The organism is Roseomonas indoligenes (genome assembly GCF_017813365.1).
Taxonomy (GTDB): domain Bacteria; phylum Pseudomonadota; class Alphaproteobacteria; order Acetobacterales; family Acetobacteraceae; genus Roseomonas; species Roseomonas indoligenes.
On sequence record NZ_JAGIZA010000006.1, the window covers coordinates 117,354 to 131,895 of the forward strand.

Genomic DNA, 14,542 nt, shown 5'->3' on the forward strand with positions numbered 1-14,542 from the left:
GGCTAGGGCACTTTCCCGATGGGCGTCGCCGCCACGAGTGAGAGGACCCGGTCCGCCAGCCTCTCGGCCGCGTCCGGTCTTCCGAGAAGTGCCGCAGCCCGGGCCATTCCGTCCAGGGTTTCCGGCGCCTGAAGAAGATTTTTCAGCGCCGTGGCAAGGGATTGGGGCGTGAAGCTCGCCTGCACGATCAATTCCGCCGCTCCGCGCTCGGAAAGGGAACGGGCGTTCCCGGTCTGGTGGTCGTCGATCGCGTGGGGAAGGGGCACGAGAAGGCTCGGCCGGCCCGCGCAGGCAATCTCCGCGACCGTCGAGGCGCCGGCGCGCGCGATCACCAGATGGGCTGCGGAAAGCCGCGCCGCGACATCGCCGAAGAAGGGCGCCAGTTCCGCCTTCACGCCGGCGGCGGCATAGGCGGTGCGGGTGCGGTCCATGTCTTCCTGCCGGCACTGCTGCACCACCCGCAACCGGCGGCGATCCGCTTCCGGCAGGGCGGTGATGGCGGCGGGCACCACGTCCGAGAAGACCCGGGCGCCGAGCGAGCCGCCGAGGACGAGGATCCGCACCTCGTCCAGCGGCGGCGCATAGCCCTGCGCGTAAAGTGCCGCGATCGCAGGGCGCACGGGATTTCCCAGCACTTCCGCCCGCACGCCCGCCGGCACGCGGGTCGTGCCTTCGAAGCACAGTGCCAGCAGGTCCGCCCCGCGGGACAGGGTGCGGTTGGCGCGGCCGAGCACCGCGTTCTGCTCGTGCAGCACCGTCGCTGGACGGCGGGAGCCCGGCAGCAGCCGCGCCGCCAGCAGCGGCGGCACGGAGGGATAGCCGCCGAAGCCCACCACCGCCGCGGGATTAAGATCCAGGAGGAGCCGCCGCGCCTGCATCGTGCCGCGCATCAGCGCCACCGCGCCCTTCGCCGCGCCGAGCACCCCATGGCCCGCGAGGCCGGAGCCCTTGAGCACGAAACGCTCCGCATTCGCGAAGGTCGGACTGTCCAGGGAGGAGGAGCGCGCATCGGTCATCAGCGCCACCCGCTCCCCGCGCCCGATCAGGGCGGCGGCCAGCGCCTCGGCGGGGAAGAAATGCCCGCCCGTGCCGCCGGCCGCGATGACGATGGGGCGCGCGACGGGACCTCTCACGTGAGCGTCCCCTCCTCGGCCCGGCTCATCCGCTTCCGGGTGAGAGCCAGCAGGAAGCCCATGCCGAGCGCGATGGCGATGACGGAGGAGCCGCCATAGGACACGAAGGGCAACGTCATCCCCTTGGTCGGGATGAGGTGCAGGGAGGAGGCCATGTTGATGAAGGCCTGCAGCCCGAACTGGGTCAGCAGCCCGGAGGCGGCGAGAATAACGAAGAGGTCCGTCTCCGCCAGCAGCCGCATCATCCCCCGCACCACGACGAAGGCGAAAAGGCCGAGGATGAGGAGGCAGATCATCAACCCGAACTCCTCACCCACCACGGCATAGACGAAGTCGGCATGCGCGTCGGGCAGCACGTTCTTCATCCGGCCCTCGCCAGGGCCCACGCCCATCATCCCGCCCGCGCCGAAGGCCTCCAGCGCCACGTCCACTTGGTAGCTGTTCCCGCCCTCACCGAATAGGAACTGGTTCACGCGCTTATGGACGTGGTCGAACAGGAAATAGGCGCCCACGATGCCGGAGACGCCCATCAGCCCCAGCCCGCCGACGAGGGCAAGGTTGATCCCGGCCACGAAGATCTGCGCGAAGAAGACGGAGGAGACGACGAGCAGCATGCCGATATCAGGCTGGCGCTGCAGCACCAGAGCCACGCCGAGATAGGAGACCAGGGCCGCGCCCCACATCGCCGTGCCGCGCCGCCCGGCGAGCTTCGCCTCGGAGATCAGCCAGGCCGCGAAGACCGCGAAGCAGGGTTTGAGGAACTCGGAGGGCTGGAGGGAGCCGAGGAGCGGCAGGTTCAGCCAGCGCCGCGCGCCCTTCACCTCCGCGCCGATGAACAGCGTCGCGATCGTCAGCAGCAGCGCGCCGGCGAAGCCGAGGATCGCCAGCCGCCGGACCCCCTTCGGGCTGAGCAGCGAGACGCCCGCCATCACCGCCGACGCGCCGGCGAGGAACATCACCTGCTTGGCGAAGAACATGTTGCGGGACGAAGCGCCGATGCGCTCCGCCACCGCCGGCGCCGCGGCCAGCACCATGACGTAGCCGAAGCCCACCAGGGTGAAGAGGGCCGCGAGAGTCCAGCGGTCCACGCTCCACCACCAGCGGCCGAGGGTGGAGGTATCGGCGCGGGAGAGTGCCATCAGGCGGCCTCCGCTTCACGGTTGGCAAGGTTGCGGACAAAGTCGCGGAAGGCATCGCCCCGCGCTTCGAAGGAACGGAACTGGTCGAAGGAGGCGCAGGCCGGGGAGAGAAGCACGGCACCGCTGCCGGTCCGCCGCGCCGCTTCCAGCCCCTCAGCCACGGCGGCGTCCAGCGTGCCGACGACCCGGTGCGGCACGCCGTGCTCGGCCAGGGTGGCCGCGAACTCCTCCGCCGCCTGCCCGATCAGCAGGGCTTCCGCCACCCGGGGGAAGAGGGACGCCAGAGGCACGATCCCGCCGGCCTTCGGCACCCCGCCGGCGATCCAGACCACGCGGTCGTGGCAGGCCAGGGCGTAGGCGGTGCTGTCGGCGTTCGTCGCCTTGCTGTCGTTGAGGAAGGCGATGCCATCCACCTCGCCCACCCGCTCCTGCCGGTGCGGCAGGCCGGGATAGGTGAGCAGCGCCCGCCCCGCCACGGCGCGCGCGATGCCCAGCCCGAAGGCCAGTGCCGTCGCGGCCGCCGCGTTCTGCGCGTTGTGCGGGCCGGGCAGCGCCAGCGCGCCGGACAAGTCCACAATCACGCCGGCACCGTCCCGCAGCAGCGCGCCGTCGCCCCAGATCCCGCCGGGCTGCGGCATGTGGCCGGAGACCGGCACCACCCGGCCCTCATGCGCCGCCGCCACCGCCCGCGTCTCCGCGTCGTCCATCCCGAAAACGGCGAGGTCGTTCCCCAGCATCACCCGCGCCTTGGCCGCGGCATAGCCGGCCATGTCACCGTGCCGGTCCAGATGATCCGGCGAAAGGTTCAGAAGCGCCCCCAGCGCGAAGCGCGCCCGGTCCAGCCGTTCCGCGGAGTAGGAGGACATCTCCAGGATATAGACGCCGTCGTCTGCCAGCACCGGCATGTCCAGAGCCGGCGGGCCGAGGTTGCCGCCCGTCGCCACCACCATCCCGGCCGCCCGCGCGAGATGGTCCAGCAGCGCCGTGGTCGTGGACTTGCCGTTGGTGCCGGTGATCCCGACGAAGCGCGCCCGGCTGCCCACCGCGCGCACGGCGCGATACAGGAATTCCACGTCGCACAGGACCGGTGCGCCGATCTCCGCCGCGCGTCGCGCCAGCGGATGCGCCTTCGGCCCCCGGTGCGGAATGCCCGGGGAAATCATCAGCAGGTCGAAGCGCTCCGGCTGCCCGACGGCGATGCCGGCCGCTTCCGCCGCCGCCCGCGCCGCCTCGCCGTCATCCCACGCCGTGACATCCGCGCCCCAGTCGCGCAGGCGGCGCGCAGCCGGCAACCCGGCCCGCCCCAGCCCGAGAACCGCGATGCGCTGTCCGGCGAAGGGCGTCATCACCGGATCTTCAGCGTGGAAAGGCCGATGAGGGCCAGGATCATGGAAATGATCCAGAACCGGATCACGATGGTCGGCTCCGACCAGCCCTTCTTCTCGTAGTGGTGGTGCAGCGGCGCCATCAGGAACACGCGGCGCCCGGTGCGCTTGAACCAGAAGACCTGGATCACGACCGAGAGCGTTTCCACCACGAAGACGCCGCCCACGATGGCCAGCACCACCTCGTGCTTCGTCGCCACTGCCACGGCACCGAGCGCGCCGCCCAGCGCCAGGCTGCCCGTGTCGCCCATGAACACCGCCGCCGGCGGCGCGTTGAACCACAGGAAGCCCAGCCCGGCGCCGACGAGCGCGGAGAGGAAGACCGCCAGCTCGCCCGTGCCCGGCACGAAGACCACCTGCAGGTAGTCCGCGAAGACGCGGTTGCCGACGAGGTAGGCGATGATGGCGAAGACGCCCGCCGCGATCATGACCGGCACGATCGCCAGCCCGTCCAGCCCGTCCGTCAGGTTCACGGCGTTGGAGGAGCCGACCATCACCAGCATTCCCACCAGGGGAAAGAAGACACCGAAGGGGATCAGCACGTCCTTGAACACGGGCACCGTCAGGCTCTCGTTCAGCCCGGGCGGCAGCAGGTAGAGGATGGCGATGGCGATCACCAGCGCCAGCCCGAACTGCACCACCAGCTTGCCGCGGGCCGAGACGCCCTTGGTGTTCCGCTTCGTCACCTTCAGCCAGTCATCGGCGAAGCCCAGCAGCCCGAAGCCGAGGGTGACGACCATCACCGCCCAGACCAGCCCGTTCCGCAGATCCGCCCAGAGAAGGGTGGAAACCGTCAGCGCCAGCAGGATCAGCACGCCGCCCATGGTGGGCGTGCCCTTCTTCTCGATCAGGTGCCGCTCCGGCCCATCCGCCCGGATCGGCTGCCCGCCGCGCTGGAAGCCGCGCAGCCAGCGGATCACCATCGGCCCGAACACCATGGAGAGCACCAGCGCCGTCAGGCAGGCCGCGCCAGCGCGGAAGGTGACGTAGCGCAGCAGGTTGAAGATGATGAGGTCGCCCGGGCCGGCGAGCAGCGCGGGGATCATGCCGCCGCTCCCTGCTGCTCGAGCGCCTTGATGGCGCGCACCACCACCGCCATGCGGCTGCCGAGCGACCCCTTCACCAGCACGGAATCCCGTGCCCGCAGCGCATCCGCCACCAGCGGCGCCAGCGCCGCGCTGTCCGCCGCGTGCGCACCACGCTTCTCCGCCGGCAACGCATCGTGCAGCGCCGCCATCTGCGGGCCGCAGGTGAACACCACATCCGCGCAGGCCGCCGCGTCCGCGGCCAGGGCGGCGTGCATCGCCGCACCCTCGTTACCAAGTTCCAACATATCACCCATCACGGCCACGCGCCGCGTTCCTTCCTGTGCCGCCAGCACGGCAAGGGCCGCACGCATGGAGGTCGTATTGGCATTATAGGATTCGTCGAGCAGCAGCACCGCGCCGCCCGCCACGGGGACGACGACGCGCGCCCCCCGGCCGGCCAGTGGCGCGAAGCGCGCCAGCCCTTCCGCGAACGACCGGGGATCCGCGCCCAGCGCCCGCGCAGCGGCCATCGAGGCCACCGCATTCATCGCCATGTGCCGCCCGGGAACGGGCAGGGACACGGCGAAGCTCTCCCCGTCCAGCCCGACACGGAAGGACTGGCTTTCGGCATCGCCCCTCCAGTCCAGCAGCCGCGCCGTGCCGCTCTCACCGAAGAGAACGGCTCTCACGCCCGCTTCCTCCGCCCTCCGGTGCAGCAGGGCGGCGCAGGGACCTTCCGCCGGGATCACCGCCACACCGCCGGGCTCGAGCCCCAGCACGATGTCGGCCTTCTCCTCGGCGATCGCCTCCATGGAGCCGAGCCGCCCGAGATGGGCCGGCGCGATGGTGGTGATGACAGCGACATGCGGCCGCGCGAGGCGGGAGAGGGGAGCAATCTCCCCCCGGTTGTTCATCCCGACCTCGATCACGCCGAACCCGGCGGAAACCGGCATCCGCGCCAGCGTCAGCGGCACGCCCCAGTGGTTGTTGTAGCTCGCCACAGCCGCATGCACGGCGCCGCACGCGGAAAGCCCGGCCGCCAGCATCTCCTTCGTGCTCGTCTTGCCCACGCTGCCCGTCACCGCGACGAAGCGCGCGGGGGAACGGGCCCGCCCAGCAGCACCTAGCGCCGTCAGCCCCGCCAGCGTGTCGCCCAGGCGCAGCAGCGGCACGGCGCCCGGCACCTCCCGGTCCACCATCGCGCAGGCGGCCCCGCGTGCCATCGCGTCCGGCACGAAGTCGTGCCCATCCCGCACATCGCGCAGCGCGACGAACAGATCGCCCGGCCCGACGCTCCGGCTGTCGATGGAAACGCCGGACACCGCCACGCCGTCCGGCACGTCGCCGCCCGTGGCCGCGCGCAGCGCGGCGGAATCCCACAGCGCCGCGCTCACGCCGCGATCCCCGCCAGCGCCCGCACCACGGAGACGTCGTCGAAGGGATGCGTCACCCCGCCGATCGTCTGCCCGCTCTCATGCCCCTTGCCCGCCACCGCCAGCACGTCGCCAGGGCCGAGGGCCGCCATCGCCTCCGCGATCGCCGCTTCCCGCCCGCCGATGTCGGTGCCGCCGGGGCAGCCCGCCAGCACCGCCGCCCGGATCCCGGCCGGGTCCTCGCTGCGGGGATTGTCGTCCGTCACCACCACCCGGTCGGCCAGCCGCGCTGCCGCCGTGCCCATCAGCGGCCGTTTGCCGGGATCACGGTCCCCGCCGGCGCCGAACACCACGTGCAACCGGGCGGCGTGCGGACGAAGCGCCGCCAGAAGCCGCTCCAGCGCGTCGGGCGTGTGGGCATAGTCCACATAGACCGCCGCGCCGTTCGGCAGCCGCGCCGCAAGCTCCATGCGGCCGCGCACGCCGGAGAGACGGGGCAGGGCGCGCAGCGCGCGGTCCGCCGGAAGACCCGTGGCCACGGCCAGCGCCGCCGCCAGCATCACGTTGTCCGCCTGATAACGCCCGACCAGCGGCAGGTGCAGCACCTCCCGCCGCCCGAAAAGGGTGATCTCCAGCTCCTGCCCGTCGGCCAGGGGCGTGTGGCGCAGCAAGCGCAGATCGGCGCCGGCCTCGCCCACCGTCACCAGCCGCAGGTGCCGCGCGGCGGCGATGGAGCGGATGGCGGCCAGCGTCGCGCCGTCCATATCCGCGTTCGCCACCGCCGGCCGGCCGGCCTCAAGCAGCGTGTCCAACAGCCGCAGCTTCGCCGCGCGGTAGTCCTCGATCGTGCCGTGGTAGTCCAGATGGTCGCGCGTCAGGTTGGAGAAGCCGGCCCCCGCCAGCATCACCCCGTCCAGCCTGCGCTGCTCCAGCCCGTGGGAGGAGGCCTCCATCGCCGCGTGCGTCACCCCAGCGCGCGCGATGGCGGCCAGGGTGGCGTGCAGCGAGACGGGATCCGGCGTGGTCAGCGAAGGCCCGGGCGGGAAGCCGTCCGCCACCAGCCCCAGCGTGCCCATGGAAGCGGCGCGCGATCCCGCATCGGCCCAGATCTGGCGCAGGAAGTCGGCAGTGCTCGTCTTGCCGTTGGTCCCCGTGACGGCGACCACCGTGCGGGGCTGCGCGCCGTGGAAGCGCGCGGCCATCAGCGCCAGTGCGCGCCGCGCATCGGCCGCCATGACCATCGGGCGCGGCGGCACGCCAGGCGGCCACTCCGTGCCTTCCGGCGCCAGCACCGCCGCCGCACCGCGGCGCACCGCCTCCTCGATATGCGCGCGGCCATCCGTGCGGGCGCCTGGCAGCGCGGCGAAAAGCGCGCCCGGAACCACCTGCCGGCTATCCGCCGTCAGCGCCGTCACTTCCGGCCGGGCCTCGTAGCGCATCGCGACGGAGTCCAGCCGGGCCATCAGCTCATCGAGCCTCATGGCTCGTCATCAGGCCCGGCTCCTCGTCGGAGCCGGTGAGCGTCGCGGCTTCCGCGGCCATGGAGAAGCGGATGCGGCTCACCGCCTGCTGCCACATCGTCTCCACCTCCGTCACCCGCAGCGGCACGGGCGCCGGCAGGGTGGGGGAGGACGGCACGGGTTGCGGCGTCGCCGGGCGGGGCGCCATGGCCGGTGTCGTCATCGGGCGCCCCGGCACGGCCGGCGGCGCGACGGGCGCACCGGGCCGTGCGGTGGCCGCGGTCGCCGGGCGCTGCGACGGGCGTCCGGGCTGCAGCGGGATGGTGATGGCCTGCACGATGGCCGGGTCCTGTGGATTCTCGGGAATCAGTCCCAGCACCGGCGCGATGCGGGAGATCACCGTGCCCGCTGCCGGCGCCGCCACCCAGCCCGCCGTCGCGTAGCCGTGCGATCGCGCGTTCGGGTTCGGCTCGTCGACCATCACGTAAATCGCGTAGCGCGGCGCGTTCATCGGAAAGGCGCCGACGAAGGCCGCGATGCGCTTGTTCGGCAGGTAGCCGCCACGGGGCCCCGTCTTCTGCGCCGTGCCCGTTTTGCCGCCGACGAAATAGCCCGGCACATCCGCGCCCTTGCCGGAGCCGTCCGTCACGACCAGCCGCATCAGCCGCCGCATCGTCTCCGATGTGCGCTCGCTGATCACGCGCGTTCCCTCGCGCGGCACGTTCGGCGGCTGCGCCAGCAGCGTCGGCTGGCGGAGGATGCCGCCATTCGCCACCGCCGAGATGCCGGTGACGACGTGCAGCGGCGTCACCGCGATGCCGTGGCCGTAGGAGATCGTGAACATGTTGATCTCCTTCCAGCCACTGGCCGGCGGGACCATCGGCAGCGCCGTCTCCGTCAGCTCGATCCCCTGGCGGGAGAGCATGCCCATGCGGCCCAGGAACTCGCGCTGTCGCTGCGGCCCGAAGGTCTGCGCCATGTGCGCTGCGCCGAGGTTGGAGGAATAGGCCAGCACCTCGGGGAAGGTGATGATCCGGTTCTTGCCCTTGTAGTCCGTGATCGTGAAGCGCCCGAAGCGGATCGGGTGCGCCGCGTCGAAGGTGCTCGTGTTCACGTTCGCCGTGCCGAACTCCAGCGCGGCGGAGGCGGTGAGAAGCTTGAAGGTCGATCCCGGTTCGTAGGTGCCGACGGTGACGCGGTTGAAGCGCTGGTCCTGCGTCGCCTCGCCGATGTCGCCCGCGTCGTAATCGGGCAGGGACACCATGGCCAGCACCTCGGCCGTGTTGATGTCCAGCACCACCCCCGCACCGCCGATGCCGGAGAAGTCCTCGATAGCCTTCGCCACGCCGTCGCGCAGCGCCAGCTGCACGCGGATGTCGATGGCGGTCCGCAGCGGGTCGTTCGGCCGCGCCCGCAGCCGCTCGTCGTGGTAGCGCTCCATGCCGGAAAGGCCGGCGCCGTCCACGTCCACGTTGCCCAGCACATGCACCGCCGCCCGGCCCTGCGGGTAGTAGCGGCGCTCGCCCTCCTCGAAGTGCAGCCCGGCCACGCCGAGGTCGTTCACCGCCTGCTTCTCGCGCGGTGTCAGAGCGCGGGCGAGGTAGGAGAACTGCCGCTCGCCGGAGAGGCGGCCAACCAGCCTCTCCCGGTCCAGCTGCGGCAGCACGCGGGCGAGCCGCGGGGCCACCTCGGCCGGGTTATCGATCTGCCGGGGATTGGCATAGAGCGCGGTGACAGGCAGCGAGACCGCGAGGATCTCCCCATTGCGGTCCGTGATCGGCGCGCGGCCCGTCACCGGATCGGGCCGGGGGACGGAAGCCGCCTCGCGCTCGGCCATGCGGCGCGGTTCGCGCGGATCGATCACCGTCGCGATCGTCGCCTTCAGCGCCACGGCGCCATAGATCAGGCCGAAGCCGGCGGCGGCCATCACCAGCCGCCCGCGGCTCTTCTCCAGCACAGCCCGGCGCGCCAGGTCCGGCTGGCCGAGGCGCGCGGCTCCGCGGCCGTCCGTCACCCGCGCGGCCTGCACGGGCTCGCGCAGCTGGTAGGCGATGGCGGCGTTCGGGTCGGGGGCTGCGGGGTCGTTCACCGCAGCGTGCCCGCGCTTGCGCTGGCCACCGGCACCGGCGGCGCGAGCATGGGCCGGGACGCAGCCCCGAGCATCGAACCCATCTGGGCGGCGAGCGGGGAGGGCGACACCGGGGCGGGCGGCGGCGGCGCGCTCGGGCGCATGTGCAGCGCCGTGCGCAGCAGGGCCGCCGGCTGCGGCGGGGCCGCCAGGTTCATGCCGCGATCCACCTCACGCTCGGCCAGTCGGGGTTCCGCCACGCGGGGGCGGGGCGCGCGTGGCGCCTCCGCTCGGGCCATCTCGGCGCGGCCGGCATCGGACCGTGCAATCTCGGCCGGGCGGGGCGCCGGCTCACGCGGCTCGGGAAGGCGCATCGTGGCCACCTGCGGCAGGTGCGGCGGCGCCACGCGCGCGGGCCGCTCCACGACGGCGCGCTCGATCTGGGCCGGCGGGGAAGGTGCCCGCTCGGCGGAGGCGACAGCAACTGGCGCGGGTCGGGCCGGGGCGGCAGGCGGCGGCGGCGGCGCGTCGGGCGGCAGCGGCAGGGCGGCAAATAGGTTTGGATCCGCGGCGCCGGCGGTCGCCGGCAGGGACGGGCCGGGGATGCCCGTGACGGAGGCGGCCGCCGCCACGGCCACGCTGCTGGCGGACCCGCCCCGCTCGCCGGGTATGGGGGCGAAGAGGCTCGGCGCGCCGGCGAAGGACACCGCTGCCGGCAGGCGCCGGTCCAGCTCGGCCGGCCGCACGAACTGCGCGGTCTGCATCACCTCGAGCGGCAGAACCCGGTTGGCGGCGGCGCGCAGGCGCTCCGGCTCGTTCAGCATCGCCCATTCGGCGCGCAGCACCGCCGTGCGCTCCCGCGCCGCCTCGGTCTGCTTCACCGTGTCGCGCAGCACCTTCTCCAGCTGCGAGACGTCGTGCTTCACCGAGTAGAGGTGCAGCCCCGCCCCCGCGGCCGCGACCAGCGAGAGAAAGGTGAGGGGTCGAATCATGCGGCCAGCCTCTCGATGGCGCGGAGCCTTGCGGACCGCGCGCGGGGGTTCGTGTCTGTCTCTGCGGTTGATGGCCGCAGGGCGGTGTTGGTGAGCAGGCGGAATTCCGCCGACTTCTGGGCATGCACGAGGGATGCCGGATCGAAGCGGGAGGCGCCGGGCGCCTTCCCCGCCGCGTCGCGCATGAAGCGCTTCACGATTCGGTCCTCGAGCGAGTGGAAGGAGACGACGACGAGGCGCCCGCCGGGGGCCAGCAGCCGCACGGCCGCTTCCAGCCCGCGCTCCACCTCGCCCAGCTCGTCGTTCACGCGCAGGCGCAGCGCCTGGAAGGAACGGGTCGCGCTGTCCATGCCGGAGGGGTCGCGCGGCATCACCATGTGGATGGCCTCGGCCAGCTGCAGCGTCGTCTCAAAGGGGGCGTCGCCGCGGGCGGCGATGATCTTGCGGGCGATCCGGCGGGAATGGCGCTCCTCGCCCAGTTCCCACAGCATGTCGGCCAGCTCGCGCTCCGGCAGGGTGTTCACCAGGTCCGCCGCGCTGGGGCCGGACTTCTCCATCCGCATGTCCAGCGGCCCGTCGGTGCGGAAGGAGAAGCCGCGATCCGCCTCGTCGATCTGGTAGGAGGAGACGCCGAGGTCGAGCACCACCCCGTCCAGCGCCGTGATCCCGCGATCCGCCATCAGGGCGGCCATGTCGCCGAACCGTCCCTCCACCAGGTGCAGCCGCCCGGGGAAGCGGTCCACGAGGGAGGCGCCGCGGGCGATCGCGTCGGGGTCGCGATCCACGGCGTAGAGGGTGCAGGCGGCGGAGGAGAGGATGGCGGCGCTGTAGCCGCCGCCGCCGAAGGTGCCGTCGAGAAAGGTGGCGCCGTCGCGAGGGGCGAGCGTCGCCAGCACCTCGGCCAGCATGACAGGCACGTGGCCGCCGCCGGTGGGGTCCGGCGCGACCAGGGAAAGGAAGGGAGCCTCGCTCATGCGCGGCCTCCCGCGGTCGCCGGCACGGTCAGCCCGCGCTCGCGCGCCCGCTGGCGCGCGGCCTCGACCCGCCTGCGGGCCGCCTCGGGCTCCCAGAGCTGGAAGGAGCGCCCGGTGCCGAGGAAGGTCACCGCCTCCGTCAGCCCGGCATGGGCGATCAGGTCTTCCGGCAGCACCACCCGCCCCTCGCCATCGGGCTTGAGCGGATAGGCATCGGCGAAGAGGCTGAGGGAAAGGTCGTCGAGGTTGTCGGAGAAGACATCCAGCTGCTCCAGCCCCGCGGCCATGGTCTCGAAGACCGGCTGCGGCCAGGCCTCCACGCAGGCATCGCGGTGGGAAAGGCGAAGGATGATGTCCTGCGTGCCCAGGCGCTCCAGGGCCGCGCGGAAGGCGGCAGGGACGGAAACCCGGCCCTTCCGATCCAGCTTGCCCGTGAAGGTGCCCATGAAATGGGTCATCCGCTGGACGTCCGCCCCCTCGCGGCCGCACTGGGCGACTGGTGTGATCCCCTCAGATGGCCGGCGAGGCCCCCCGACCCCGCCGGCTCACCCGACCATCCCGCCAGCCCCTCGCCCCCCTCAGGTCCGGGCCCTTGCGGGATGCCTTGGGATAACATGGGCCGTGATGGGTCAACAAGCGCGATTGCGTGTGCGCGACAAACTGTTGCTGGCAGGCAACGCTACTGAAAGCCGAGCAATTCAATCGGTTATGCGGGTGAACTGAAAGTCTTGTTTAGGAGAGGAAATGCCAGACGGCCTGTAAGCCGGGTTCTGTCAGCCCCCGGCTCTCGCCGGGAACAGGACGACCATTCCTCTGGAACCCCTGTTGCCAGGGGCTTCTCGCGGCCAACCCGGATGGCGGGGCGGGAAGCCCCTGGCGGCGAGTCCCGAAGGAATCCCGCCGGCCATCCCTATTCGGCCTTGCTCCCGGTGGGGTTTGCCGTGCCGCCCCTGTCGCCAGGGGCGCGGTGGGCTCTTACCCCACCGTTTCACCCTTGCCTGGAAGGCCTTTCGGCCGTCCCGGCGGTCTCTTCTCTGTGGCACTGTCCCTGGGGTCGCCCCCGCCGGCCGTTAGCCGGCACCGTTTTCCCATGGAGCCCGGACTTTCCTCCACCGCCCCTTTCGGTGCTGGCAGCGGTCGTCCGGCCGTCTGGCGCGCGGGGTATGCGACTCGGTCGAACGGGGGTCAACCCGCCCGCTCAGCGCCTCGCCGCCTCCTCCGACTCGGCTGCGGCCAGCGCCGCCACCGCCTCCAGCCGGGCCAGGGTGCCGGCATCGGCCCGGCCGCCCCACTCCTCCTGTCGCCAGTGCCGCTGGAAGGCTACCAGGGCCACGTCCGGCCGCGCGGGGTCCACCGGGTAGCCGATCCGCCGCAGCAGTTCGGATGCCCGTGCCATGCCGCCCGGCACGGTGGAGAGGTCGCCGCCCTCCACACCTTCCGGCCACAATCCGATGCCGAGGGAGGCCAGGCCCTGCCAGTCGAACAGTTCCCCCGGGTCCCGCTTGCGGTCCGGCGCCACGTCGCTGTGCGCCACCACGTTCCGCGCGGGGATGGGATGGCGCGAGAGGATCTCCAGGCAGAGATCGGCCAGAGCCGCCATCTGCAGGGCGGGGAAGGGCCGGTAGCCGCAGGAATGGCCGGGGTTCACCACCTCGATCCCAATGCTGCGGGCGTTTAGCCCCTCATGGCCCCGCCAGTGGGAGATGCCGGCATGGGCGGCCCGCCGCGCCTCCGGCACCAGCCGGAACACCCTCCCGTCCTCCTCCACCACGTAATGGGCAGAGACCTTCGCCACCGGGTCGCGCAGCCGCTCGATGGCCGCCGCACCGCTCTCCATGTCCGTGTAGTGCAGGATCAGCGTGTCGATCGGCACGCCCGGCGGCCGGTCGTCCTGGTTCGGGCTCGGCAACTCCTTCACCGCCAGCCCGCCCTCGATGGGCACCCGCGGCAGCCCGGCCGCCCGGCCCTTGCGGGCACCGGGCCGGGGGCCGGGAAGGGGGCCGCGCCGGGCGGTCACGGGGGGATCCTCATAGGCCGCGCTCCCGCTTGATCCGGTCCCAGGCCGCGTTGATGTCCGCCACCTTCTCCGTCGCCCGCCGTGCCATCTCCACCGGCAGACCGCGTGCGGCGAGGCTGTCCGGATGGTGCTCCCGCATCAGCCGCTTCCAGGTGGCGCGGATCTGCTCGTCCGTTGCCCCGCGCGGCAGGCCCAGCACGGCGTAGGGGTCCGGGCCCTCGGGCGCGAGGGCGGGGGAGGAGGGGTTGGGCCGCCCCAGCCGCGCCCTTTCCCAGGACGCCGCGTCCAGCCCGAAGCGGGCATGCACCCCGCCCAGAAAGGCCAGTTCAGTCCGGTTCGCCGCCCCGTCCGCCTCGGCGATGCGGAACAGCGCGCCCAGCACGTCCTCCAGCACCGGCCGCTCCTCCGCGAAGGCAGCGCCCAGGCGCTCGGCGTAGGGCTCCGCGCCCTCGGCGCTGTCCCGTGCCCGGTCGAAGAGCTGCGCCACCTCCCGCATGTTCTCCGGCGGCACGTGGAAGACGCGCTTGAAGGCGTCGATCTCCTCGCGCTTCACGGGGCCATCGGCCTTGGCGAGCTTCGCCGAGAGCACGACAACGGAAACCGCGAAAAGGCTTTCCCGCGAGCCGAGCATCGCCGCGATCCGCGCGCCGTCCAGGCCGGGCAGACCCATGTTCAGGCCGCGCCCGAGCGTGCCCTCGTCCGCCGCGTGCCCCAGCGCGCTGCCGAGCATGGCGCCCACCGGCCCGCCCATGGCGAAGCCGACCGCCCCGCCGATGATCTTACCCCAGAACCCCATGGGTCAGCCCGAGCGCGCTCCGTCCGCCGATCCGCCTAGCCTATGCCCGGAAACATGCCCGCGCGAAAGCGCACTTCCTTGTCCCCCGCCCCCGCCTCAAGCATGGTCCAGCCACGGGGAATCGTGGTCCCGGCAGGGCGGAGGCAGGGTGTCGACAAGGGCGGCCATGGGCGGGGC

The 14,542-nt window shown here is 72.6% G+C and carries 12 protein-coding genes and 1 other RNA gene; all 13 read right to left on the reverse strand.

Annotation, left to right across the window (positions count from 1 at the left end; genetic code table 11):
- Positions 1-2 precede the first annotated feature (2 nt).
- Positions 3-1,133 carry an undecaprenyldiphospho-muramoylpentapeptide beta-N-acetylglucosaminyltransferase gene (gene murG, locus J5Y10_RS12150; protein WP_209373895.1) on the reverse strand — a complete coding sequence of 377 codons (1,131 nt, stop codon included), beginning with the start codon at positions 1,131-1,133 and terminating at the stop codon, positions 3-5.
- Complete coding sequence (locus tag J5Y10_RS12155) at positions 1,130-2,275, reverse strand: FtsW/RodA/SpoVE family cell cycle protein (RefSeq protein WP_408901580.1); 1,146 nt, start codon at positions 2,273-2,275, stop codon at positions 1,130-1,132. The genes murG and J5Y10_RS12155 overlap by 4 nt, the downstream gene beginning before the upstream one ends.
- The gene (murD, locus tag J5Y10_RS12160; RefSeq protein ID WP_209373897.1) at positions 2,272-3,618 is read right to left on the reverse strand and encodes a UDP-N-acetylmuramoyl-L-alanine--D-glutamate ligase; all 1,347 of its coding nucleotides are present in this window, start codon (positions 3,616-3,618) and stop codon (positions 2,272-2,274) included. Before murD ends, J5Y10_RS12155 begins: the two co-directional genes overlap by 4 nt.
- Positions 3,618-4,703, reverse strand: coding sequence for a phospho-N-acetylmuramoyl-pentapeptide-transferase (mraY, locus tag J5Y10_RS12165; RefSeq protein ID WP_209373898.1), 1,086 nt, complete (start codon positions 4,701-4,703; stop codon positions 3,618-3,620). Before mraY ends, murD begins: the two co-directional genes overlap by 1 nt.
- Positions 4,700-6,079, reverse strand: a complete 1,380-nt coding sequence (locus tag J5Y10_RS12170; protein ID WP_209373899.1) for a UDP-N-acetylmuramoyl-tripeptide--D-alanyl-D-alanine ligase — start codon at positions 6,077-6,079, stop codon at positions 4,700-4,702. Before J5Y10_RS12170 ends, mraY begins: the two co-directional genes overlap by 4 nt.
- Positions 6,076-7,539, reverse strand: a complete 1,464-nt coding sequence (locus J5Y10_RS12175) for a UDP-N-acetylmuramoyl-L-alanyl-D-glutamate--2,6-diaminopimelate ligase (RefSeq protein ID WP_209373900.1) — start codon at positions 7,537-7,539, stop codon at positions 6,076-6,078. The genes J5Y10_RS12170 and J5Y10_RS12175 overlap by 4 nt, the downstream gene beginning before the upstream one ends.
- On the reverse strand, positions 7,526-9,607 hold the full coding sequence (locus J5Y10_RS12180; RefSeq protein WP_209373901.1) for a peptidoglycan D,D-transpeptidase FtsI family protein: 2,082 nt from the start codon (positions 9,605-9,607) through the stop codon (positions 7,526-7,528). Before J5Y10_RS12180 ends, J5Y10_RS12175 begins: the two co-directional genes overlap by 14 nt.
- Positions 9,604-10,578 (reverse strand): cell division protein FtsL, encoded by a 975-nt coding sequence (ftsL, locus tag J5Y10_RS12185; protein ID WP_209373902.1) that lies wholly within the window; start codon positions 10,576-10,578, stop codon positions 9,604-9,606. The genes J5Y10_RS12180 and ftsL overlap by 4 nt, the downstream gene beginning before the upstream one ends.
- Positions 10,575-11,552, reverse strand: a complete 978-nt coding sequence (gene rsmH / locus J5Y10_RS12190) for a 16S rRNA (cytosine(1402)-N(4))-methyltransferase RsmH (RefSeq protein WP_245214613.1) — start codon at positions 11,550-11,552, stop codon at positions 10,575-10,577. The genes ftsL and rsmH overlap by 4 nt, the downstream gene beginning before the upstream one ends.
- The gene (mraZ, locus tag J5Y10_RS12195; RefSeq protein ID WP_209373903.1) at positions 11,549-12,010 is read right to left on the reverse strand and encodes a division/cell wall cluster transcriptional repressor MraZ; all 462 of its coding nucleotides are present in this window, start codon (positions 12,008-12,010) and stop codon (positions 11,549-11,551) included. Before mraZ ends, rsmH begins: the two co-directional genes overlap by 4 nt.
- A gap of 285 nt (positions 12,011-12,295) precedes the next feature.
- Positions 12,296-12,705, reverse strand: an RNA gene (rnpB, locus tag J5Y10_RS12200) — RNase P RNA component class A.
- A 45-nt stretch (positions 12,706-12,750) separates the two neighbouring features.
- Positions 12,751-13,569, reverse strand: coding sequence for an N-acetylmuramoyl-L-alanine amidase (locus J5Y10_RS12205; RefSeq protein WP_490384330.1), 819 nt, complete (start codon positions 13,567-13,569; stop codon positions 12,751-12,753).
- Between the two features lie 10 nt (positions 13,570-13,579).
- Positions 13,580-14,365: a TerB family tellurite resistance protein gene (locus J5Y10_RS12210; protein WP_209373904.1), complete on the reverse strand. Its 786-nt coding sequence runs from the start codon at positions 14,363-14,365 to the stop codon at positions 13,580-13,582.
- Positions 14,366-14,542: the final 177 nt, after the last annotated feature.

Coding starts and splice junctions, on each gene's coding strand:
- mraZ (WP_209373903.1), bottom strand. CDS start 12,010: ATGACCCATTTCATGGGCACCTTCACGGGCAAGCTGGATCGGAAGGGC.
- ftsL (WP_209373902.1), bottom strand. CDS start 10,578: ATGATTCGACCCCTCACCTTTCTCTCGCTGGTCGCGGCCGCGGGGGCG.
- J5Y10_RS12175 (WP_209373900.1), bottom strand. CDS start 7,539: ATGAGGCTCGATGAGCTGATGGCCCGGCTGGACTCCGTCGCGATGCGC.
- J5Y10_RS12210 (WP_209373904.1), bottom strand. CDS start 14,365: ATGGGGTTCTGGGGTAAGATCATCGGCGGGGCGGTCGGCTTCGCCATG.
- rsmH (WP_245214613.1), bottom strand. CDS start 11,552: ATGAGCGAGGCTCCCTTCCTTTCCCTGGTCGCGCCGGACCCCACCGGC.
- murD (WP_209373897.1), bottom strand. CDS start 3,618: ATGACGCCCTTCGCCGGACAGCGCATCGCGGTTCTCGGGCTGGGGCGG.
- mraY (WP_209373898.1), bottom strand. CDS start 4,703: ATGATCCCCGCGCTGCTCGCCGGCCCGGGCGACCTCATCATCTTCAAC.